The sequence below is a fragment of the Burkholderia contaminans genome (assembly GCF_029633825.1).
Lineage (GTDB): Bacteria > Pseudomonadota > Gammaproteobacteria > Burkholderiales > Burkholderiaceae > Burkholderia > Burkholderia contaminans.
The window spans coordinates 2233791-2254639 of sequence record NZ_CP090641.1 but is presented as its reverse complement, the minus strand read 5'-3'; the positions used below and the strand labels follow the sequence as shown (position 1 = coordinate 2254639).

Here is a 20849-nt window from a genome sequence, read left to right as displayed (position 1 = left end):
GCTCCCTGTACGGCGCTGCCCTGGGACCGTTACGGTCGACGACCTCGTATGCGATGACTTCAATGCTACCGAGCGCATCGTTATCCCGATAATGCGGATGTTTTATGGCTGTTATCCAGATACCGAATAATGGCGTTATGCTTGCCCTGCTTGTGCAATAGACCCAACCGGAATGCACGGAGGCGCCAGTGGACTCTCGCCTTATCGAGTACTTCTTGCGTGTTGCCGAACTCGGCAGTATCAACAAGGCCGCAACTGACTTGCGGCTCTCCCAGCCAGCGCTATCGCGCCACATCGCGCTGCTCGAGCATCAACTTCGCGCGAAGCTTTTTACGCGAACGCAGGGCGGCGTTCAGCTCACCGAGGCCGGCACGCTGCTGATGGAGCGCGCGCGGCCCATTCTTCGTCAGTTGACTTCGTTGGTCGAGCAGGTGGGCGACCGCGCGGCAGGCCAGTTGGCGATAGGCATTGCGCCTTCCTGGCGCAATCTGTTCACATCGAACTTCGTGGCGCGCCTGGTCGCCGACTATCCACGCGTGAGGCTTCGTGTTCACGAGGGCGTGAGCCACGAGCTTCGTGACGTCATGCATGCCGGCATGCTGGACCTCGCCATCGTCCCGTTCGAAGCGTCGCCGCCGCAGGGCTATGTCCATACCCCACTCGTTCGGGAGCCGCTCATTCTCGTGAGTGCCAAGGATGCCGGCTTGAGGCCCGACAAAGCGGTGCCGCTGTCGCGTCTCAGGGATCGCAAACTCGCGCTGGCGGGAAAACAGAATGTCATCCGCTCGACCATCGAGCACGCGATGGTCCGTCGCAATGTCGAACTCGACATCCTGTTCGAACTCGATGCAATGCATCTGTCGATGGACCTCGCACGGCGGGGAATCGCGGATACCGTGACGCCATGTTGCGCGGTCAGCGGCAACGCGTTCTGGGAAGAATCAATCTCGTGGAGTCCGATCCGGGGCGCCTATCTCACCTGGGCGCTCTGCGAAAATGCGGCGCGCTCGCATTCGCAAGCGGTGCTTGAAGGCAAGCGGATGGTTCTCGCGATGGTCGACGAAATCGTCGACAGCCAGATCTGGCGCGGTGCCGAGCGGCTGCCGTTCGTCGACTAAGTTGGTCATGCGAGCACTGATCAACTACATTCACGAGAATGCGCCGCCGACTGCCCATGTCAGTCTGATGGCGGATCACGGGACGCCGACGCTCTACGAGCGCGATGGCTTCCAGCCGTCGCTACTTCCCGAGAAAGCCGGTATGTTTCTTCGCATTCAATGACGCAGGTTCGTCTCGGATCAAGCGTAGCCCTCCGCATGGCGCCGGATGACGTCCAGCGTCACCGCCCAGTAGAGCACCAGATGCTTGCGGATGACGAGCGTCGGGAAGCCGTGCATCGTGAACGAGAGCGTCGTGCCGCTGCAAGCGGGCTCCAGCGCGAAATCCAGCGTCGTGTAGCTGGCCGGCTCGTCCGGCAGGTTTGACAGTGTGCTCAGGTGCGTCCAGCTGAAACGCCGCGGCGGATCCCAGCGCACAATGCGGCCACGATTCTCGAACGGCACGTGCTGCCGCCCGCGTACAACGATCAAGCCGCCCGCGCGTCCCTCATGCTCGACAGACACCGGCATGGCGTCGTCGCCCATCCACTCGGCCATCCGCGACGGCTCGGCAAGGCTGGCCGCCAGGATCTCGATGGGCGCGGCGACGAAGATCGTACGTTCGACGGGCTCATCACACAGATGATCGGATGTCGTGCCCATAAGGCCTCGGAGACATTTCGTGGTAGGCAGGTCCATGGTCATCGAGAGCGATCAGTAGCGATCATCTGCTCCTGCCCGCAAGCGCACGCGCACGCGGCACGAAATGCAACCTACGCGAGGGCGATGCACTTACTCATCGGTACGCACGCCAATTCCAATCCACGCGTCGTCCGATATACCGAAACCGCGTCGCCCGTCCAACCACAACTGCGATAGAACGGCGCTGCATTCAGCGTTGCATCGAGGTGCATTTCGACCACGCCATGTTCGGTGGCCAATGCTTCCAGAAAGCGCAGCATCTTGCGGCCAATGCCACGCCCCATGTGGGACGGACGGACGAAGAGTGCGTCGATCTGCCCGTTCTCGACGGTAAGCATACCTGTGCCGACAACCCGTCCTTCATCGACGGCAACGTAGAAATCGCGTTCGACAATGCCCGCCCATTTATCGGTGGGCACACCATCGACCCATCCCGAAAGAGCGGCATCCGGATAATACCCAGCGCATGCAGCATGTACTGAGGTTTTACGTATATCCCATGCGTCGACGACGTCATCGCGACCCGCCTTTCGTATCGTCAGCATGTCACGCCCCTCGGCTCGAGCAATCGAGTCGGCACGCCTGCAAAGGCTCGACGGACGGAAACACTTGTTCTGTCATGCATGCAACCACTCCTGTTTGAACCAATGCAATCCGGAGCGATTGAAAAGACACGGCCCCGTCATGATGGCGGGGCCGTAGAGGAAATGTGTGTGCGATGTATGAACGTCACGTCTCCCACGACTCGCCATAGGCAGTCATGGTGCACATCATGGACTGGAGCGCGTTGAAGTTCATGCCGACCATAGTGCCGTTCTACGAAGTGGCCGTCAATGCCCCCCCCAGAGATCGAGCGATTCACGTGGTCCGGGCGAATGTCTCAAACTGGCCGAACAGCCTCCGACAGCTTGCTCAGTCGTTCAACTGAATGCGATAGCGAAGCGTCTCGGCGGATCCGTAGGCTGCCGGCTTTCTGAAGCGCTCGATCAATACACCATTGCACGCAGCGATTACCTTCTGCGACGCGATATTCTCCGGATCGACGGTCAGTTCGACATAGGGCAGACCTTGTCCCTTTGCTTCGCCCAGCATCAAATCGAGCGCCTGCGTGGCGTAGCCGTTGCCCCGCTTCCACGGCACAACCGAGAAGCCGATATGTCCGGGTACGTAGGATGGCAATTCGGCGGTTCCGACCTGCCAACGCAATCCGATTGCACCGCTGAAATCACCGTCCCATATCCAGCGGACAATGCTCGGGAGTCGCGCGACAGTCGAGCCATCGGGTAACGGAATCGGGCCGCCCGATGCAGCTGGATCGTCCAGTCCGTCCACGAATTGCTCGGCATTGGCGTCAATCGCATCCAATTGTTCGCGCGCAGCGATCTCCTTGCGGACATTGTCGGGCGACCATCCGGCCTCGAGCGCTGAAACGTAGCTCGGCAGCAAAGCTGTCGTAGGCCTCAACAGTTTGATTGCGCTCATGCTGATTGATCGATGCGTGTCCGGGAAAGATGATTGTCGACAGTTCAATCGGCGGCGTCGAGTGTTTCAAAATGGCCGAATGCCGACAAACAAGGGGCGGCCTCAGCCGCCCCACAACAACCAATCAATCAGCCCGCCACACCCCGATTCGCCTCAATCACCGTCAGCGCGGCCATATTCACGATCCGCCGCACGGTGGCGCTGGAAGTAAGAATGTTCACCGGTGCGTTGACGCCCAACAAGAACGGCCCCACCGCCACATTGCTCCCCGCCTCGGTCTTGAGCAGGTTGTAAGCAATATTCCCCGCATCCACATTCGGACAAACCAGCAAATTCGCCGCCCCCTTCAACGGCGACATCGGCAGCAGCTTCGCCCGCAGCCCTTCATCGAGCGCGCAGTCGCCATGCATCTCGCCATCCGCCTCGATATCCGGCGCCTGTTCCCGGACGATCTCCAGCGCCCGGCGCATCTTCACGCCCGAAGCCGCGCTCCCCGACCCGAAATTCGACCGCGACAGCAGCGCGACTTTCGGCGTCAAATTGAGCCATTCCATCTGCCGCGCCGCCGCGATCGTGAATTCAGCAATCTGCTCCGCATCGGGGTTGTCGTTCACGTGCGTATCCACCAGCGCGACCGTCCGCTGATCGAGCAACAGGACATTCATCGCCGCGTAGGTCGAAGCCCCCGGCTTCTTGCCGATCACTTCGTCCACGAACCGCAGGTGATTGTGATACTCGCCCACCGTCCCGCAGATCATCCCGTCCGCATCGCCGAGCCGCACCATCATGGCGCCGATCAGCGTCAGGCGGCGGCGCATCTCGACCCGCGCCATCTCCTTCGAGATGCCGTCCCGGCAGCGCAGCTCCCAGTACTTCGTCCAGTACTGCGGGAAGCGCTCGTCATATTCCGGATTGGTCACTTCGACATCCTGACCGAGCCGGATCCGCAGGCCGAATCGCTCGATGCGCGCCAGCAGCACTTCCGGGCGCCCGACCAGGATCGGCCGCGCCAGCTTCTCGTCGACGATCACCTGCACCGCGCGCAGCACGCGCTCGTCCTCGCCTTCGGTAAAGACGATCCGCGCCTTGCCGCCGTCGCGCACCAGGCGACGCGCCGTCGCGAACAGCGGCTTCATGAACGCGCCGGAATGGTAGACGAATTGCTGCAGTTGCTCGACGTACGCATCGAGATCGGTCAGCGGGCGCTTCGCCACGCCGCCCTCCATCGCCGCCTTGGCCACCGCCGGCGCGATCCGCACGATCAGGCGCGGGTCGAACGGCTTCGGAATCAGGTATTGCGCGCCGAACGACACGTCGTACGCGCCGTAGGCCGCCGCGACGACTTCGTTCTGCTCTTCCTCGGCCAGCCCGGCGATCGCGTGAACGGCGGCGATCTCCATTTCACGGGTGATCGTCGTCGCGCCCACGTCCAGCGCGCCGCGGAAGATGTACGGGAAGCAGAGGACGTTGTTGACCTGGTTCGGGTAGTCCGAGCGACCCGTCGCGATGACGACGTCGTCACGCGTCGCATGCGCCAGTTCCGGGAAGATTTCCGGCGTCGGGTTGGCCAGCGCGAGAATCAGCGGGCGCGCCGCCATCTGCTTGAGCATCTCCGCGGTGAGGATGCCGCCCACCGACAGGCCCAGGAACACGTCTGCGCCGCCGATCACGTCGGCCAGCTTGCGCGCATCGGTTTCCTGCGCGAAGCGCGACTTGGCCGGGTCCATCAGCGTGGTCCGGCCGCGATAGACGACGCCTTCGATGTCGGTCACCCAGACGTTTTCGACCGGCAGCCCGAGGTCGACCAGCAGGTCCAGGCAGGCGAGCGCGGCCGCACCGGCGCCCGACGTCACGACCTTCACCTCCTTGATGGACTTCCCGACCACCTTCAGCCCGTTGATGAACGCGGCCGAGACGGTGATGGCGGTGCCGTGCTGATCGTCGTGGAAAACCGGGATCTTCATGCGATCGCGCAGCTTCTGCTCGACCGTGAAGCACTCGGGGGCCTTGATGTCCTCGAGGTTGATGCCGCCGAAGGTCGGCTCGAGACCGGCGATGATGTCGACCAGCTTGTCCGGATCGGTTTCGTTGATCTCGATGTCGAACACGTCGATCCCCGCGAACTTCTTGAACAGCACGGCCTTGCCTTCCATGACCGGCTTGGACGCGAGCGGGCCGATGTTGCCCAGGCCCAGCACGGCCGTGCCGTTCGTGATCACGCCCACCAGGTTGCCGCGGCTCGTGAAACGGTGCGCCTGCAGCGGATCGGCGGCGATGGCCTCGCATACGCCCGCCACGCCGGGCGTGTACGCCAGCGCGAGATCGCGCTGGGTCACGAGCGGCTTGCTGGCGACGACCGAGATCTTTCCCGGGGTCGGAAATTCGTGATAGTCGAACGCGGCCTGCTGCTGTGTCTCTGTCTGTTTCATGTTTTCGATCCGGGCACGGGCGCCAGGCCAGTCCCGGCGCGATCCATGAAGGTGATTCTAGGGATCCGCCATAAGGTGATGATTCTGTTTTAATATCGGCCCATCACTTTTTCATGATGCATACGTGACCAGTCAATGACTTTTGACGCAAACGACGTGGTCAGGCGGCTGGGCGCCCGCTTGAAGATGCGGCATCTGGTGTTGCTGCTGCAGATCCAGCAGCACCGGTCGCTGACGCGCGTCGCGGAGCACATGGCCAGCAGCCAGCCCGCCGTGACGAATGCGCTGTCCGAGCTGGAGAGCATGTTCGGCACGCCGCTGTTCGAGCGCTCGTCGCGCGGCATGCGGCCCACCGCGCTCGGCGCGGTCGTGCTCGAACGGGCGAAGGCGATGATCAAGGATCTCGACCACCTCGCCCGCGAGATGGAGGCCGTCGCCGCCGGGCATGCGGCCCACCTGCACATCGGCGTGATCCCGTTCATTTCCGGGCAGATGCTGTCGGCGGCGCTCAAGCGGCTGCAGGCGCGCATGGAAAGGCGCCTGACCGTGACGATTCACGAAGGCACCAGCGATCAACTGCTGATGCAGCTCAGGGACCACGGCGTCGACATCGTGATCGGGCGGGCCTCGTCGGCGATCGACCTGGGCCAGGTTTCCTTCGAAGTGCTGTACCAGCAGCAGCCGCGCGTGATCGCGAGCCGGCGCCTTGCCGCGAAACTGGCCCGCACCGCGCTCGACTGGCACAAGCTGCACGCGCTCGACTGGATTCTCGGCGCGCCGCATACGCCGATGCGCGAACAGGTGACCGACCTGTTCCTGTCGGCCGGCATCGCACCGCCCGTCCCGATCGTCGAAAGTTACTCGTCCAAGCTGATCGGCGAAATGATCGCGTCGAGCGACGAGGCCGTCTCGATCGTGCCCGCCGATATCGCGGAAGAACTGGTGCGGATCGCCGGCGTGGCGATCGTGCCGTACTCGCTGGTATGGACGCTTCCACCCATCGCGCTGTTTACCCGCGCCGCCGATTCGCGCTCGCCCGCACGGGATCTGCTCGTCGACGCGTTGCGCGAGGTTTGCAGGGAGACTTACGGGGACGCGCAGCGGTAGGCGGCTACTTGCTGGCCGCGAGGCGCCGCAGAATTTCCGCACGCTCGGCGCTCAGCACATGGTCCGAGCCCTCGCCGCGGTCGTAGCGTTTGGTCGTCCGGTACGAAAACCGCTTCCTGTACAGGCTGGTCGCGGGATCGAACACCCACGCGTCGACTTCGAAGAAGTGCTTGCCGAAATGATCCTCGTTGTCGGCCCACACGAAGTCCGCCCGAACGAACACCGGGTAGGGCGACACGTCCGGCACCTTCCACATCGCGCGGTCGGCCGACTCCGTCTGGGTGACTTCCGGCATCAGGTTCTCGATCCTGCCGTTCGCGCCGTAACGCAGGATCGCCACGCGCTCCAGCATCCCGCTGCCGCCGCCCGAGAACATCCCCGAGAAGAACACCCAGGAACCGCCCGACGCAATCGGCAATCGTTCGGACCGTGGCATCAGTCCGAACTGGTAAAACTCCTTCGGCGAATTGGGAAGCGGCGCAGGCGGCATCTGGAAACACGGCGCACGCTCGGGAAGCACGCAGAGTTTCGCGCCGGACAGCGGGAGCCCGTCGCTATCCGTCCGGCCCTCCGTCTGGGTGAAACGCGGGAAGGCCAGTTCGCCGGAGGCGGCTTGAACACCGGTAACGCCAACGACGGAAAGGCCCAGGATCACCCCAAGCGTTTTACGGAACCCGCGCATGCACCTGCCCCATTCTCTCATGTTTTGACAGGCGCGAATTGTCGATGATCCGGCCGGTTCTGTCGAATGAGCGTGCTTGTCGTGGCGTCAGGTACAACGGGGAGCTACTCAGCCGCCCTTTCGTACAGTGACCAGACGATCCCGTCCGGTTTCAACCCGACGCGAATGAAGCCCAGCGACTCGTAGTAAGCGCAGAGCGTCACGTTCTCCACGGCGCAATCGAGTCGAACGAAACGCCGGTTCAGGCTGCTCACCTTGCGCCCGCACCAGTCGAGCATGAAGCTGCCGAGCCCTTGCCCGTTGAAACCTTCCCTCACGCACAGCCCGTGCACATAGCCGGCGATCGGTTCCTGCGGCCCCCAGTGCGTGTCCTCGTCGAAGGCGAGCGAGAACGTTCCGGCCAACGCGCCGTCCACTTCGACGACATACACGTCTTTTTGGGACACGTTGTTGCGTACCCACGCCTCGGAAAATCCGTCGCCTTCCTTGCCCCACACATGGTCGTCGTATGTGAGCTTCTTCGCGTGCGCGTCATTCCGGATCTGCGTCAGCGCCGGTACGTCGTCCGCCGTTGCCCTGCGGATGCTTCTCGGGGTCATCGCTCGTTTCTCCGTTGAGTCTTCATGTCCTGGCTCGAAAGCCGCCACCTTGCAAAGGCGCGACACGCTTATGAAGAAGCCACTGCCTGGAACCAGCGCGTACACGGGCCCGTATAAATGAGCACGGTGGCGATCGCATTGGCGAAAAAGCCCACTTCGATCAGACTCACCCTGAAAGGAGGTCCCACCACGATAAAGGCCAGCGTCGTGATGATCGTGAGCACGAGTTCCAGCATGCGCGCCAGCTTCTGTCGCTGGCAGAGGCCCACGATCAGGCTGGCGTTCAAAAAAAGCCAGGAGCCCTGGACTATCGCAACCAGCAAGATGCCTTGACGCATGAGCACGGCCTTGGCCGCGGATACCTGGCCTGCCTGATCGAAACCCATCATCACGAGCCAGACGGCGAATCCGACCTCGATGAGCCAGACAATCGTGAAGAGCGCGATCGCGTGACGGATCTGCTGCGGCGCATCGACGCGAAACGCCGGCATTGCCCTCAATTTGCTGATTGGCATCGTCTCTTTCAGGAAGCCTGCGCCTCCCGCCCCGGATGGTGTTGGTATCGTATTCGCCGCTTGTCGATATCACGCTGCAACGCGTGTCCGCCGGGTGTCGTACACCGGCGAGTCAGGTATTCAGACCTTGCCTGAGTGACTCATAGATCCCCGCGCCAGCGTCAACGATGAACAAGAGCGCAATGACGACGCACACGACGCGCCAGACGCCGCGCAGACGGGTCACGCCAACATACAAGCCAACGGCGCCGACACACAGCGTCAGGGGCCAGTAGATGGCGCCGTAGATCATCGCGATGACGGGAAAAGGGATGTCAATGGCGATGTCGCTCATTCCGGAAAGCTCCGTTGCTTGTGCGGGGCGTGAGTTTGCTCATCGATTCGGATGCATCGGTCACCTACGGTTCATCGACGCGCGACGTCGCAAGCGGCCTGGCCTCCCCATTCTGCTCGCAGGGGATTCACCCCTCCGCCTGATGGCAAACCACCTCGATATTGTGCCCATCCGGCCCGATGACGAACGCCGCGTAGTAATTCGCGTGATAGTGCGGCCGCAGCCCCGGCGCGCCATGGCCCTTCCCGCCGGCCGCCAGCGCCGCGCGATAGAACGCGTCGACTTGCTGCCGGTTGTCGGCCACGAACGCGATGTGAAGGTGCGCCGGTTTCTCCGAGGTCTGGAACAGGCACAACGACGGCTTGCCCGGCGGAGAGATCTCGATACCGTACGACGGCTCGCCCTCGCCCTGCACCACGACGCCAAGCGGCTCGAGTGCACTCAGGAAAAACGCCTTGCTGGCTGCAAAGTCGGTCACGCCGAATTTGACATGGTCAAACATGACTCCCCCTCGGATAGATGGGTCTGCCGGCACCCGGATGGAATGTGGAAATCACCGCGATGTTGCCACAGGTGGCCGCCGCCGGCACACCCGCTCGCGATCGAACAAAAAAGGCCCGACACAGTCGGGCCAACGAGCGGGATACAAGGTCCTTGCAAACGCAGTCGCCGTCAGAACCGGCAGCGTCGGCCTTCATGCAAGCCGCGGAGACGACGAACGCCGCAACGGACCCGATCAACGCGTGCCGCGCAAATGCAGCGTGAACCATTCCACTGCCGCCTGGCTGGTTGCTTCGAAGTGCTCGATATACGGCGTGAAGTGCCCACCCTTGATCATGAGCAGCCGCTTCGGCTCCAGCGCACTTCCCCACGCGTTGAGGCAAAGGTCGGTGGGCGTCAGCAGATCCTGGTCGGCCACGATCATCAGCAACGGGGTGGGCGAGATGCGATCGACATACTGGCCCGGCTCGTTCTCGCGCGACAGCTCGGCGCTGCGCAGCGTCACTTCGTTTTTCCAGTTCGGGGCGAACTGCGCTGCCGACTCGGTGAAGAACCGGTATGCATCCGCACCGGCCATCGCACAGGCGGTCGCGGGATCGGCGCTGACAGCCGGCAACATCGCCGGCGCGCCGCCCGCGAATCGCTGCCTGCGATCCTCATCGAAGCGAGCCAGCGCTGCCGGCACCAGATCGGAACGCGTACGGCGCAACGCCGATTGATAGCCGCTGATCGTCGGCACCTGCGACACCACGCATTTGACGCGCCGGTCGATCGCCGCCACTTCGAGCACGTGGCCGCCGCTGTAGCTGGTGCCCCAGATGCCGATGCGCTCGGCGTCGACATCCGGGCGAGTGAGCAGATAGCTGATCGCATCGCGATAGCCGCGCTTCTGTTGCACGGGGTCGATCTCCTGCCGCGGGTAGCCGTCGCTCGCGCCGAAATTCCGGTGATCGTAGAGCAGCACGCCAAAGCCGCCGGCGGCAAACACCTCGGCATAGCGGTCCAGATACTGTTCCTTTACGCCGGAGAAGCCGTGCGCCATCACGATGGCCGGATACGTCGCGGTATCGGCGATGCGCTGCGCCGGCTCGTAGTACCAGCCTCGCAGCGTGGCACCTTCGGACTGGAATTCGATGTCGTGTCGCGTCATGTCGGCTTACCTCGTTCGGTGAGTGATTCGATGACCGACACGATAAGCGTGTGCGCCACGCCCTGCGTTTGCTGGAAAGACGTTTGCTACGCGGAATCGGACAGTTTCGCGTAAGCGCTCGGCGTCATGCCGGCAAACCGCCGAAACACGGTCGAGAAAGCGCTCGTGGTTTCGTAGCCGAGTTCGGCCGCGACGGCGATCACGGAGCGGCCCGATGCCAGCAGCGGGCGCGCGGCCGAAATCCGGGCCTGCTGGCGCCACTGGCTGAACGACAGGCCGGTTTCGGCGGTAAACAGCCGGGCCAGGGTCCGGCTCGACGCACCGACTTCATCGGCCCATTCCGTCAGCGTTCGCTGGTCGGCCGGATTCGCCAGAATCGCGTCGCAGACGCGGGCAAGGCGCCGGTCCTGGCCGGACGGCAGCCGCAACGGTTGCTCGGGCGACCACTCGATTTCGGCGAGCATGAGCTGGATGACGAGATCGTCGCGGCCGTCGGGAGGGATCTCGACCGGGAAAGACGACGCGCGCACGATCAGTTCACGCAGCAGCGGCGACACGTTGACCAGGCTCGGCTGATCCGGGGTTGTCGATCGGTACGCTTGCGGGTCGACGTAGGCGCTACGCATTTCGAGCTGCCCGTGGGCGCGCATCGCGTGCGGCAGGTCGGGCGGAATCCAGAGTGCGCGATGCGGCGGGATCATCCAGAGCGACTGGCACGCGACGACTTCGGCGATGCCGGTCGTCGTGTAGACGAGTTGTGCGCGCGGGTGCCGGTGCTCTGCGACGACGAAGCCGTCGGGGAAGGCTTTCGGCATGACGGCGGCGACGCCGGGTGCATGCTGGTAGTCGCGCGGGTCGGTGCTCTTCGTGACGGGTGCATTACCGGCACGCTTCGGGGCTGCCGTTGCGTTTCGCTCGTTCGCTTTTCCGTGGCCGCGCCCTTCGACCTTCATCGCTCGTCCTTTCCAATGTGCGGAATCGCCAGGTCGTGCGATCCGGCGAATCGGACAGATGATACGGGAATGTCGGCCCCCGGGAATCCGGGAATGAAGCTGCGAATCGGTGATGCGATCGCGCTGCCGATTCGTTGTTGCATGGACTCGATATGTCGCGCTGAACTCCCGGTTTCTCTCGTTTCAACAGCATGCTGCGCAATATTGGAAGTTCGATTCCGTGCTGCTATCGTGGTGCACCTTTTGAAGACTTCGGAGCGGGAGATACATGCCCTTGATCTTGCGTCGAGCGATTTCAGATGATGCCGCGGAGGTAGCCGAAGTCTATCTACGGTCGCGCAACACGCTGGCATCGTATGCGCCGCTGGCGCATTCGGAAGCCGCCGTCCGCGAATGGATTGCCAACATGCTTGTGCCGTCGGGCAACGTCACCGTTGCCGTGAACGATAACCGCATCGTCGGCATGGCCGTGCACGTTGTTGCTGATGGCGTGGCATGGCTTGACCAGTTGTATGTGCACCCCGAATTCAAGCGGCAAGGGATTGGTTCCGCGCTCCTCGAATCGGTGAAGTCGCAGACGGTTGGCAAGCTCCAGCTCTACACGTTCCAGATGAATCGCGATGCTGCTGCGTTTTACGAGCGGCAGGGGTTCGTTGCAATTGCATACAGCGACGGAAGCAGGAACGAGGAAGGGTGTCCTGACGTCTTGTACTGCCTGACCCGGTAGCGCACGAAACGCCTGTATCCCCTGCGCAGACAAGCGCTCGCCCAAGGGTCCACCGGCATTGCCCTTGGAGCATGCTCATCAATGTAGCGGCCGACACCCGGCCGTCATCACGGCCGGCCGGTGCTCAGCTTGATTGCCCCTCGTCGGCGACGCGGGCAAGCCACGCCGAAAAGCTCCCGGCGATGCGCTCGCGTCGCGCGTCATCATGCCAGACCCGAATCACTTGCCCCGGGAAACCGCCTTCCGCGGGATCGAGGTCGATACACAGATGGTTGCCGCTGCCGTCATGCGTGAACGGAATCCACTTCAGGTTGTACCAGTCGTCCCTGATGCCCGGATCCGGCTCCGATTCCATACCGTCGAAATCGCCTCCGTCGACGAGACCTTTCCAGATACGCCATTGCGCGAGGATCTCGTGCGCGCTCAGCAGCGCATCACTTCCGGAAAATTCATTCCCCGAATCGGCCTGGCCATCGTGAATGCGCAGGCTGTCGACGAATGCGTCAGGCAGTTGCGTTCTCAGCGCAGTCTGCAAGGCTGCGATCTCGTCGTCGGACGCCGGCCCGTTGAGGCCACCCGGCAGACGTGACGCGTCGGCGGCGAAGGCCGCTTCGAGCTGCCGCCATGTATCGCGAAGATCGATGCTGCGCGCGTCGTCGATATTGCGGGTCGTCACGCGGGCGTCGACCACCGGTGACGGTGTGGCCGCCTCGACGGCTGCCGCCACGGGGCGCGGCGGTTCACTGGCGAGGTCGCGGTCGAGACGCAGGAACAGCACGGACGCCCCTGCTGCCAGGGGAAACTCCCCGGAGGGGATCGCGACGAGCACATCGGCACGAACGACGCCGCTGATCAGCCCGTCGGCATCGGACGGCAACAGGCGAACGACCAGGTTTCCGTCGACGCCGCGATGCAGATTGCCCCATCGCATCGCGTTCAGTCGGGCATCGCGCTCGACGCCGTGGTCGACGATCCCGGACTCCCAATGAGGCCCCGGTGTTGACGCGTGCTCGAGTGAATCGAGCACACGCGGCATGATCGCGTGCATCAGCATCGCCACTGCGCTCGTGTGGCCCGGCAGGTTGATCAGCGTGGCCTGATCGTAGCTGGTCAGGAGCGTCGTCCCGCCTTGCGTACCGTCCGGGCGCGTGAGCGTCAGCATGGTTTTCTTCGGCGGCGAGCGATTGTCGCTGCGTCCGAAGTTGAAGCGATCGGCTGGCGTTTGCTTGATGTCGACAGTCGTTTCGTCGTAGGCGTACACCAACGGCATATTCAGCCCCAGATTCCGAAAGGGCGGCACGGCAGGCAGCCCGGCACCGACGATCAGGTCGTAACGCTGCGCGAGCTCGGCCAGTTTCTTCTTGAACGCGTATTCGTTCTGCTGCACCTCAAGCGGCGGCCGCGCCATGTCCGGCGGCTCGATGTACTCGACCGAACCCACCTCGTATCCCCAGCGCTGCAGTACCGCCCGGATGTACGGTCCGCTCGTGTCGGGCCGCTGCCAGCGCTCGCGAACGGTGCGGGGTGCGCACTGCTCATACCCGGCGATCACCACGCCGATGCGCGGCCGTTTCGTCACCTCGATGTCGCGTACGCCTGCGGCCGTCAGCGCGATCTGCCGTTCGGCGGTTATCCGGCTGCCCCTGGGCAGGAGCAGGCCGCCTTGCCGAAATTCGCTGCCCGGTGCGATCACATGCTGGCCGGCGGATAGCGGCGCATGCAGCAGCAGAAACGATCGAGCGCCACGGTACGAAACCTCGAGGTCGCTTTTCGGGACGACGGCATCGGCATTTTCCGGCAGCGGGAAATACGGTGGGACATCGACCGCACACTGCGCGCCGATTGCGCGAGCCGCCGGACTGCCGGCCGGCGAGGCAAGCGCGCGCCGGCTGAACTGGAATTCGAGCTCGACCGGTGCACCCTGCGCGGCATGCGCGGTATCGGATGCGCGCATCGCATAGCCTTCGACCGCAGCAAGCGGAACGGGCGGAACATTCTCGGGCGCGAAAACGTCCGCCGCCGTCACGCGCGTCAGCGCATCCTCGACCGGAATCGTCTCGGATTGCATCGCGCCCGGCACGACCCGTCGGCAGAGCTTGTAGGGCTGGTCGAGCCAGAAGGGGAAGTTCTCGTGATCGTTCATGGTGATGGGTGTTGTCATGCCGTGGTTCGAAGGATGCCTGCGAACCGCGGCAACGATATGGTTTTCGTCGCCTGTGTCTCAACGGTTTGCTGCAGGCTGCTCGGTCGACGCAAACGGATACTCGTCGCAATCGGACGGCGTTTCATCCGGATCACCGGTGAACGTGCAATGACCGATGATCGCGCCCAATTTCGCGATGCATTGCACCTTGGAATCGCTCCGGTTGGCCCACCGCGATGCGGCGTCGCGCGAGTGGCCAAATCACTTTGAAACTATCGCATCGACAATTTCGTCTGACGCATTAAATTCAAAAACGCATCCCGATATATTTCATTTTAATTGCAATGACTAGAGAATGATGTAGGCTTGCCAGCAATGGCATTAAATTCTTTAAAACTTTCTCCTTGGTGCATTTAACCATGCGCAACTTATTAGATCGCCATGCATCGAATTCGATTCAATACTTCATTGGAATCCTGCTGATTGCGGCCAACCTTGCCGAAATCGCGCATGCGGCGCCAATCGAGACGTCGTTGCAACGCTCGATCGGGCAGGCGCTTGAATCCCGATCGGGTGGGACGTTGAAGCTGCCGGCCCGCTCGGACGACAGCCTGGTCGAGGCAATAAAAACAGACGACGCTTCCGGATGGGTATTTTGCACTGCGACACAAATCCTGCGCGAGGATGAATCCGGCGATCCCGTCACGAAGCTGTTCATTGCGCGCAACGTGAATGGCCAATGGATCTCGGGTGTGGAGGGCAGCAGCAAGTTCGGAGAATTGCTCGATGCGGCGCCCCCCACGCTGCTCGCGGCCGACGAGCGGAAAAACCTGGCGTCGAGACGCGCATCGCTTGCACCACGATCGGCTGCATTGCCGCAACCGGGCCTTGCGTTGCCGTGGGAACCGAATGCCGGGTGGTATTGGACGGGCGGCGCACACGGCTGGTCCGGACAAAGCAGGCCGTTTAACTCGCTCGATTTCTCGGGTGGCAACGGCCGCGTGCTGGCGGCGCGTGACGGCTATCTGTACAAGAGCTGCGAGCGCGACGGCAGCGCCATCGTGAAAGTGGTTCACGACAATGGCTATGCGACGACTTATTACCACATGGTCCGGCTGACGTCGCTGAACAGCGGTACGCGTGTCCGTCAGGGGGAATATCTCGGCAGCGTCGGAAACGGCCTGCCGTGCGGCGGACAAACGATGGGGCCGCATGTTCACTTTTCACTGAGCAAGGATGGCAACGACGTGTCCGTCAATGGCATGACGATCGGCGGCTGGCAATTCTTCGAGGGCACTTCGCCGTATTCCGGATACGCGGTTCGCAATCAGCGGCGCGTCTCCCCGCAGGCATGGCTGGTCAACTACGGGAGCGCGGATTCCGGCGATCCGTCCACGCCCGTCAGCGCGCGTGTACAGGCACCGGGCCCGGCGAATCTGCGCAGCGCGCCTTCATTGTCGGCGCCGGTCGTCGGTTCGCTCGAGAATGGGCGCACCGTGCAGCTCGCTTGTCACCAGTACGGCGATTCCGTGAATGGCAACTGGGGCGCCACGCGGCTTTGGTATCGACTCGAATCAAATCAATGGATATCAGACGGATTCGTCTATACCGGCAGCAACGACCCGGTGGTGCCGGTATGCGTGAATTAGCGCAGGCGCACCGGCGCACACCGGGCCGCCGCACCGAGACAGGGAATACGACGCCTCAACGTTACGTGATCCGCAGAAACATCCCCGCCTTCTCAGGCAACACCGACGGTTGAAAACCGTAGCGCTCGTAGAACTTCGGTGTCCGGTGATCCGCCATCAGGCTGACGTAGGCGGTCGGCGGCGCGTGCTCGTGAACGTAGCCCATGAGTGCCCGCATGATCAGGTCGCCCACGCCCTTCTTCTGGTGAGCGGGCAACACCGCGATATCGACGATCTCGAAGAAGCAGCCGCCGTCACCGATGACCCGGCCAATTCCGATCGGGACACCATCGCAGTAAGCCACGACGCTAAAGAGTCCATTCTTCAACCCGATCGTCGCGGCCTGTTCCGACTTTCTGCTCAGTCCCGCAGCAACACGAATGCCGATGTAGTCGGATACCGACGGGACTTCCTGTCGAACGACGTTTGCCATGCGAACCCTTCAGGTTAGCCGTACGGACCAATGGACCGGCCTCGCTGCGCATGAGTCCATCGAACCCTGAACCCGAACGCGCGCATCAGACAACGTAATGACCATCGATCCAGCGAGACAGCCGACCACGGGCGCACACCCCCACCGTCCACTGCCTCGCCCAATCCGCGAAGCGCCTTAAAGAATCCGCTCCAACGCATCCGCAAACCGCGCAACCGCGCCATCGACATCATGCAGCTTGTCGAGGCCGAACAACCCGAGACGGAACGTCTTGAAATCGTCCCCTTCGTCACACATCAACGGCACGCCCGCCGCGATCTGCAACCCGACGTCGACAAACTTCTTCCCGGTTCGAATCCCGTCGTCGTCCGTATAACTGACCACGACACCCGGTGCCTCGAACCCTTGCGCCGCCGCACTCCGGAAACCCTTCTCGGCCAGCAACGCACGAATCCGCTTGCCCAGCTCGAGCTGCTCCTCTTTCACCTTGTCGAAGCCGTACGCCTCGGTTTCCTTCATCACGTCGCGCAGCGTCGCAAGGCTGTCCGTCGGCATCGTCGCGTGGTAAGCGAACCCGCCGCCTTCATAGGCTTCCATGATCTGCAGCCACTTGCGCAGATCGCACGCGAAGCTGGTGCTGGTCGTGCCGTCGATACGTTCGCGGGCCCGCTCGCCGAGCATGACCATCGCGCAACACGGCGACGCGCTCCAGCCCTTCTGCGGCGCGCTGATCAGGATATCGACGCCGCTCGCCTGCATGTCGACCCACACCGTGCCGGACGCGATGCAATCCAGCACGAACATGCCGCCGACCGCATGCACGGCGTCGGACACCGCGCGCAGATACCCGTCGGGCAACATCATCCCGGACGCGGTTTCGACGTGCGGCGCAAAGACCAGATCCGGCTTGTGTTCGTTGATCGCGGCGACCACTTCGTCGATCGGCGCCGGCGCATACGCGGCCTGCCGTCCCGCCTCGACCGGCCGCGCCTTCAGCACCGTCGTTTCGGACGGGATGCTGCCCATGTCGAAGATCTGCGACCAGCGGAAGCTGAACCAGCCGTTGCGGATGACGAGACACTTCTTGTTCGTGGCGAACTGCCGCGCGACGGCTTCCATGCCGAACGTCCCGCTGCCGGGGACGATCACGACGGACTTCGCGTTGTAGACCTTCTTCAGCGTGCCGGAGATGTCGCGCATGACGCCCTGAAAGCGCTGCGACATATGGTTGACCGAGCGATCGGTGTACACCACCGAGTATTCGAGGAGCCCCTCGCGGTCAACATCGGGAAGTAATCCTGGCATGCTCGCCTCCGGTGAAAGATGAACGATGAAATCTGGGCGAGCAGTGTCCGTGATGCGATACCGCGCTGCACCCATGCAATTGCGTTATTTTCTCGACGAAAGCAGATTCTAACGAAGGCCGCGCGCCGCTTGGGGCATATTTTGTCGGCTGCCCGGCGCAGGGAAGGCGTGCCGCCGCCGCCGGCCGGCGCGCCGCACTGCAACGGAACCACCGCGCCCCCCGCCTGAATCGCCCGCCCGGTGGCCGTCCACGCCGGCCGTTGCAGCGCGCGAAGCCCACGAAGCCCTGTTCCATGCATGGATAAATGGCACTTCCGCCGCGCGCCGCCTACCATGTCTGCTCCCCCTTCACGACAGAGTCTTCGATGATCCCCAACCGAGCATCATCACAGCAGCCGTCGGCCGATCCCGCGCTTGCCGAGCGCGTCGATGCGGTACTGTCCCGCCAACTCGAATTGCAACGCCTCGTCGGCGTGGTCGTCCTGGTCGCACGCGACGGCGAGCTCGTCTATCGCCGCGCGGCCGGGTTCGCCGACCGGGAAGCTCGCACGCCGATGCAGGAGGACACGCTGTTCAGGCTCGCGTCGGTGACGAAGCCGATCGTCTCGGCGGCCGCCATGGCGCTCGTCGCGCAGCGCAAGCTGTCGCTCGACGACGACGTCACGCGCTGGCTGCCCGAGTTCCGTCCGGCGCTGCGTGACGGCAGCGTGCCGGTGATCAAGGTGCGCCACCTGCTCACGCATACCGCCGGCCTCGGCTATCGCTACGCGGAACCCGACGCGACGTGCGCGTATGCACGCGCGGGCGTCTCGGACGGCCTCGATGGCGCATCGATCACGCTCGCCGAGAACATGCGCAGGATCGCGAGCGTGCCGTTGCAGTACGCGCCCGGCACCGGCTGGAACTACTCGCTCTCCATCGACGTGGTCGGCGCGGTGATCGAGGCCGCCAGCGGGCTGCCGCTCGCCGATGCCGTCGATGCGCTGGTGCTTCGCCCGCTCGGCACGCGCGATACGGGATTCGTCGCACGCGACGCCGCGCGGCTCGCGACGCCTTACGTAAACGACACGCCGCAGCCGCACCGGCTCGCCGAGAACGAAGTCGTACCCATCTACGAAGGCTCCGTCGGCGTGACGTACTCGCCGTCGCGCGCGCTCAACGCGGATGCGTTCGCTTCGGGCGGCGCCGGGATGGTCGGCACCGCCGGCGACGTGCTGAACGTGCTGGACACGCTGCGGGCAGGGGGCGGCACCATTCTGCCGGCCGAGCTGGTCGACGAGATGGGCCGCATCCACACCGACAACCTCGAGTTGCCCGACCTGCCGGGCGCGGGTTACGGAATCGGGTTTTCCGTGTTGCGCGACCCGCGCGCGGCGCTGTCGCCGGAGTCTCCCGGCACGTGGCGCTGGGGCGGCGTCTACGGTCATTCGTGGTTCGTCGACCGCGCACGCGGGCTCACCGTCGTGTCGCTGTCGAACACGCTCTACGAAGGAATGAACGGCCCGTACACGCTCGATCTGCGCGACGCGATCTACGGCGTCGGCTGACACCCGTAATTGCACGCGCAACAAAAAAGGCCCGACACGGTCGGGCCAATGAGGTGAGACACAAGGAGAATTCCGCCCACCACACCGGGCGGATCACGCCGCGCTACACGACGTTCTTTTCGACGATCGGCCGGTTCTCCAGCACGCGCGCCCAGCCGAGCGTCGACAGGTCGAGCGTGTCGTAACGCCCGCCCAGAATGAGTTCACTGACGCCGCGCCCCGTCGCCGGCCCCTGCTGCAGCCCGTGGCCGCTGTAGCCGTTCGCGAACACGACGTTGTCGAGTTCCGGGTGATACCCGATGATCGCGTTGTGGTCGAACACGTTGTACTCGTAGTACCCGGACCAGCAGTTCTCCACGCGCAGCGCCTCGAACTCCGGCACGCGATTCGCGAGCGTCGGCCAGATCACCTCGTCGAACAGGTCGTGGTCGACTTCGTCGAGCGGCAGGTCGTCCGGGTCGCGATCGGGGCTCGGCGACGTCCCGCAGATATACGTGCGCCCTTCCGGCCGGAAATACACGCCGGTCGGATCGATCAGCAGCGGGCAATCCGTGAGCTTCGCCGGCGACGACACGTTGAAGATGCTGCGGCGCCGCGCATACACGGGGATGTCGATGCCCATCATCGACGACAGCGTGCGCGTCCACGCTCCGGCCGCGTTCACGAGCGTGTCGCACGCGTAGCGTTCGCCGTCGGCCGTGACCACGTGCGTCACCTTGCGGCCGTCGCGCACCACGTCCTTCACATCGGACGGCACATAGCGCGCACCGAGCGCCTGCGCCTTCTTGCGCAGCGCCTGCACGAGCCCGTAGCCGTCGAACCAGCCTTCGCCGCTCACGCCGTACGCACCCGACACGAGATCGTCGACGTTCAGCCACGGAAACTTCGCGCGCAGCGCATCGCGGTCCATCAGCCGGATATCCGCGCCGAGGCTCGTCTGCAGCGCGTGGTTCTCGCGCAGCGTCGCGTCGCCGGCCGGCGTCGCGAGGAACAGGTAGCCGCCTTCGTGCAGGTCGATCGACGGCTGGTGGCCGTCCACTTCGAGGCGCTCGCCGATCGTGCGCAGGAAGTCGATGCCGAACAGCGACATCTCGATCGACAGCGGCGTCGAGAACTGCTGGCGAATCGATGCGGCCGACAACGCCGACGACGATCGCGCATAGGTGGGGTCGCGCTCGATCACGGTCACGGAAACCGTGGGATCGGTGGCGCGCAGGAAATAGGCGATCGAGCTGCCGATCACACCACCGCCGACGATGACGACTTGAGAACTCACGACTGACTCCAGTTGCACATATCGGGCGCGGCCAGCGGCCCCCGCCCATGGGTTGTTCGTGCCGCGTCACGCGCGGCGTCGCGCGGGCAGACTCGTGCGGCTGCCACACCGGCGTGCGCCGCGATCGCAACCGATCGTTGATGGCATTTCAGCACGTCCGGCGCCGCCGCGGAAGTCCG

Annotated in this window: 21 protein-coding genes; 6 read left to right on the top strand and 15 right to left on the bottom strand. The window is 63.6% G+C overall.

Annotation, left to right across the window (positions count from 1 at the left end; genetic code table 11):
- Positions 1-188 precede the first annotated feature (188 nt).
- Together LXE91_RS27800 and LXE91_RS27795 are read left to right on the top strand one after the other, a co-directional pair.
- Positions 189-1118 carry a LysR family transcriptional regulator gene (locus LXE91_RS27800; protein ID WP_039354283.1) on the top strand — a complete coding sequence of 310 codons (930 nt, stop codon included), beginning with the start codon at positions 189-191 and terminating at the stop codon, positions 1116-1118.
- Positions 1119-1125: 7 nt separating this feature from the next.
- A complete protein-coding gene (locus tag LXE91_RS27795; protein WP_223274287.1) occupies positions 1126-1281 on the top strand; it encodes a hypothetical protein in 156 nt (51 codons plus the stop codon).
- Between the two features lie 17 nt (positions 1282-1298).
- On the opposite strand, the gene LXE91_RS27790 is transcribed toward LXE91_RS27795, so the two are convergent.
- From LXE91_RS27790 to LXE91_RS27775, 4 genes are all read right to left on the bottom strand, one after another.
- Positions 1299-1760, bottom strand: coding sequence for an SRPBCC family protein (locus LXE91_RS27790; RefSeq protein WP_039354281.1), 462 nt, complete (start codon positions 1758-1760; stop codon positions 1299-1301).
- Between the two features lie 110 nt (positions 1761-1870).
- The gene (locus tag LXE91_RS27785; RefSeq protein ID WP_052760169.1) at positions 1871-2344 is read right to left on the bottom strand and encodes a GNAT family N-acetyltransferase; all 474 of its coding nucleotides are present in this window, start codon (positions 2342-2344) and stop codon (positions 1871-1873) included.
- A gap of 367 nt (positions 2345-2711) precedes the next feature.
- On the bottom strand, positions 2712-3281 hold the full coding sequence (locus tag LXE91_RS27780; RefSeq protein ID WP_039354279.1) for a GNAT family N-acetyltransferase: 570 nt from the start codon (positions 3279-3281) through the stop codon (positions 2712-2714).
- A 128-nt stretch (positions 3282-3409) separates the two neighbouring features.
- Positions 3410-5710, bottom strand: coding sequence for an NADP-dependent malic enzyme (locus LXE91_RS27775; protein ID WP_039354276.1), 2301 nt, complete (start codon positions 5708-5710; stop codon positions 3410-3412).
- 135 nt (positions 5711-5845) lie between these two features.
- Here LXE91_RS27775 and LXE91_RS27770 point away from each other — a divergent pair, with 135 nt between their 5' ends.
- On the top strand, positions 5846-6817 hold the full coding sequence (locus tag LXE91_RS27770; RefSeq protein ID WP_039354274.1) for a LysR substrate-binding domain-containing protein: 972 nt from the start codon (positions 5846-5848) through the stop codon (positions 6815-6817).
- Between the two features lie 4 nt (positions 6818-6821).
- Here LXE91_RS27770 and LXE91_RS27765 read toward each other — a convergent pair whose 3' ends face one another.
- The 7 genes from LXE91_RS27765 to LXE91_RS27735 form a co-directional block, all read right to left on the bottom strand.
- Positions 6822-7499 carry a hypothetical protein gene (locus LXE91_RS27765; protein ID WP_039354273.1) on the bottom strand — a complete coding sequence of 226 codons (678 nt, stop codon included), beginning with the start codon at positions 7497-7499 and terminating at the stop codon, positions 6822-6824.
- A 104-nt stretch (positions 7500-7603) separates the two neighbouring features.
- Positions 7604-8098: a GNAT family N-acetyltransferase gene (locus tag LXE91_RS27760; RefSeq protein WP_039354271.1), complete on the bottom strand. Its 495-nt coding sequence runs from the start codon at positions 8096-8098 to the stop codon at positions 7604-7606.
- A gap of 68 nt (positions 8099-8166) precedes the next feature.
- Positions 8167-8613: a hypothetical protein gene (locus tag LXE91_RS27755; protein WP_070162807.1), complete on the bottom strand. Its 447-nt coding sequence runs from the start codon at positions 8611-8613 to the stop codon at positions 8167-8169.
- A 112-nt stretch (positions 8614-8725) separates the two neighbouring features.
- Entirely contained in the window at positions 8726-8947 is a 222-nt protein-coding gene (locus LXE91_RS27750; RefSeq protein WP_039354267.1) for a hypothetical protein, read from the bottom strand.
- A gap of 127 nt (positions 8948-9074) precedes the next feature.
- Entirely contained in the window at positions 9075-9449 is a 375-nt protein-coding gene (locus LXE91_RS27745) for a VOC family protein (protein WP_039354265.1), read from the bottom strand.
- Positions 9450-9683: 234 nt separating this feature from the next.
- A complete protein-coding gene (locus tag LXE91_RS27740) occupies positions 9684-10598 on the bottom strand; it encodes an alpha/beta hydrolase (protein ID WP_039354262.1) in 915 nt (304 codons plus the stop codon).
- Between the two features lie 86 nt (positions 10599-10684).
- Positions 10685-11551, bottom strand: coding sequence for an AraC family transcriptional regulator (locus LXE91_RS27735; protein ID WP_082139548.1), 867 nt, complete (start codon positions 11549-11551; stop codon positions 10685-10687).
- 268 nt (positions 11552-11819) lie between these two features.
- Between LXE91_RS27735 and LXE91_RS27730 the strand changes: the two genes are divergently transcribed.
- A complete protein-coding gene (locus LXE91_RS27730; RefSeq protein ID WP_039354261.1) occupies positions 11820-12278 on the top strand; it encodes a GNAT family N-acetyltransferase in 459 nt (152 codons plus the stop codon).
- A gap of 124 nt (positions 12279-12402) precedes the next feature.
- On the opposite strand, the gene LXE91_RS27725 is transcribed toward LXE91_RS27730, so the two are convergent.
- Positions 12403-14346 carry an SMI1/KNR4 family protein gene (locus tag LXE91_RS27725; RefSeq protein ID WP_223274290.1) on the bottom strand — a complete coding sequence of 648 codons (1944 nt, stop codon included), beginning with the start codon at positions 14344-14346 and terminating at the stop codon, positions 12403-12405.
- A gap of 494 nt (positions 14347-14840) precedes the next feature.
- On the opposite strand from LXE91_RS27725, the gene LXE91_RS27720 reads away from it, so the two are divergent.
- Positions 14841-16070 carry a peptidoglycan DD-metalloendopeptidase family protein gene (locus LXE91_RS27720; protein ID WP_039354256.1) on the top strand — a complete coding sequence of 410 codons (1230 nt, stop codon included), beginning with the start codon at positions 14841-14843 and terminating at the stop codon, positions 16068-16070.
- Positions 16071-16131: 61 nt separating this feature from the next.
- Here the strand turns inward: LXE91_RS27720 and LXE91_RS27715 are convergent, their stop codons facing one another.
- Positions 16132-16542, bottom strand: a complete 411-nt coding sequence (locus tag LXE91_RS27715; RefSeq protein WP_039354254.1) for a GNAT family N-acetyltransferase — start codon at positions 16540-16542, stop codon at positions 16132-16134.
- Between the two features lie 177 nt (positions 16543-16719).
- A complete protein-coding gene (locus LXE91_RS27710; protein ID WP_039354251.1) occupies positions 16720-17847 on the bottom strand; it encodes an aminotransferase class V-fold PLP-dependent enzyme in 1128 nt (375 codons plus the stop codon).
- 365 nt (positions 17848-18212) lie between these two features.
- Here LXE91_RS27710 and LXE91_RS27705 point away from each other — a divergent pair, with 365 nt between their 5' ends.
- A complete protein-coding gene (locus LXE91_RS27705; RefSeq protein WP_039354249.1) occupies positions 18213-19394 on the top strand; it encodes a serine hydrolase domain-containing protein in 1182 nt (393 codons plus the stop codon).
- 103 nt (positions 19395-19497) lie between these two features.
- Here the strand turns inward: LXE91_RS27705 and LXE91_RS27700 are convergent, their stop codons facing one another.
- A complete protein-coding gene (locus tag LXE91_RS27700; protein ID WP_039354247.1) occupies positions 19498-20670 on the bottom strand; it encodes an NAD(P)/FAD-dependent oxidoreductase in 1173 nt (390 codons plus the stop codon).
- Positions 20671-20849: the final 179 nt, after the last annotated feature.

Bases quoted from the DNA above. Each gene is read 5' to 3' on its own strand.
- LXE91_RS27705 (WP_039354249.1), top strand. From the start codon at position 18,213: ATGATCCCCAACCGAGCATCATCACAGCAGCCGTCGGCCGATCCCGCG.
- LXE91_RS27780 (WP_039354279.1), bottom strand. From the start codon at position 3,281: ATGAGCGCAATCAAACTGTTGAGGCCTACGACAGCTTTGCTGCCGAGC.
- LXE91_RS27740 (WP_039354262.1), bottom strand. From the start codon at position 10,598: ATGACGCGACACGACATCGAATTCCAGTCCGAAGGTGCCACGCTGCGA.
- LXE91_RS27710 (WP_039354251.1), bottom strand. From the start codon at position 17,847: ATGCCAGGATTACTTCCCGATGTTGACCGCGAGGGGCTCCTCGAATAC.
- LXE91_RS27720 (WP_039354256.1), top strand. From the start codon at position 14,841: ATGCGCAACTTATTAGATCGCCATGCATCGAATTCGATTCAATACTTC.
- LXE91_RS27760 (WP_039354271.1), bottom strand. From the start codon at position 8,098: ATGACCCCGAGAAGCATCCGCAGGGCAACGGCGGACGACGTACCGGCG.
- LXE91_RS27790 (WP_039354281.1), bottom strand. From the start codon at position 1,760: ATGGGCACGACATCCGATCATCTGTGTGATGAGCCCGTCGAACGTACG.
- LXE91_RS27775 (WP_039354276.1), bottom strand. From the start codon at position 5,710: ATGAAACAGACAGAGACACAGCAGCAGGCCGCGTTCGACTATCACGAA.
- LXE91_RS27795 (WP_223274287.1), top strand. From the start codon at position 1,126: ATGCGAGCACTGATCAACTACATTCACGAGAATGCGCCGCCGACTGCC.
- LXE91_RS27745 (WP_039354265.1), bottom strand. From the start codon at position 9,449: ATGTTTGACCATGTCAAATTCGGCGTGACCGACTTTGCAGCCAGCAAG.
- LXE91_RS27785 (WP_052760169.1), bottom strand. From the start codon at position 2,344: ATGCTGACGATACGAAAGGCGGGTCGCGATGACGTCGTCGACGCATGG.
- LXE91_RS27735 (WP_082139548.1), bottom strand. From the start codon at position 11,551: ATGAAGGTCGAAGGGCGCGGCCACGGAAAAGCGAACGAGCGAAACGCA.
- LXE91_RS27715 (WP_039354254.1), bottom strand. From the start codon at position 16,542: ATGGCAAACGTCGTTCGACAGGAAGTCCCGTCGGTATCCGACTACATC.
- LXE91_RS27730 (WP_039354261.1), top strand. From the start codon at position 11,820: ATGCCCTTGATCTTGCGTCGAGCGATTTCAGATGATGCCGCGGAGGTA.
- LXE91_RS27770 (WP_039354274.1), top strand. From the start codon at position 5,846: ATGACTTTTGACGCAAACGACGTGGTCAGGCGGCTGGGCGCCCGCTTG.
- LXE91_RS27750 (WP_039354267.1), bottom strand. From the start codon at position 8,947: ATGAGCGACATCGCCATTGACATCCCTTTTCCCGTCATCGCGATGATC.
- LXE91_RS27725 (WP_223274290.1), bottom strand. From the start codon at position 14,346: ATGCAATCCGAGACGATTCCGGTCGAGGATGCGCTGACGCGCGTGACG.
- LXE91_RS27765 (WP_039354273.1), bottom strand. From the start codon at position 7,499: ATGCGCGGGTTCCGTAAAACGCTTGGGGTGATCCTGGGCCTTTCCGTC.
- LXE91_RS27755 (WP_070162807.1), bottom strand. From the start codon at position 8,613: ATGCCAATCAGCAAATTGAGGGCAATGCCGGCGTTTCGCGTCGATGCG.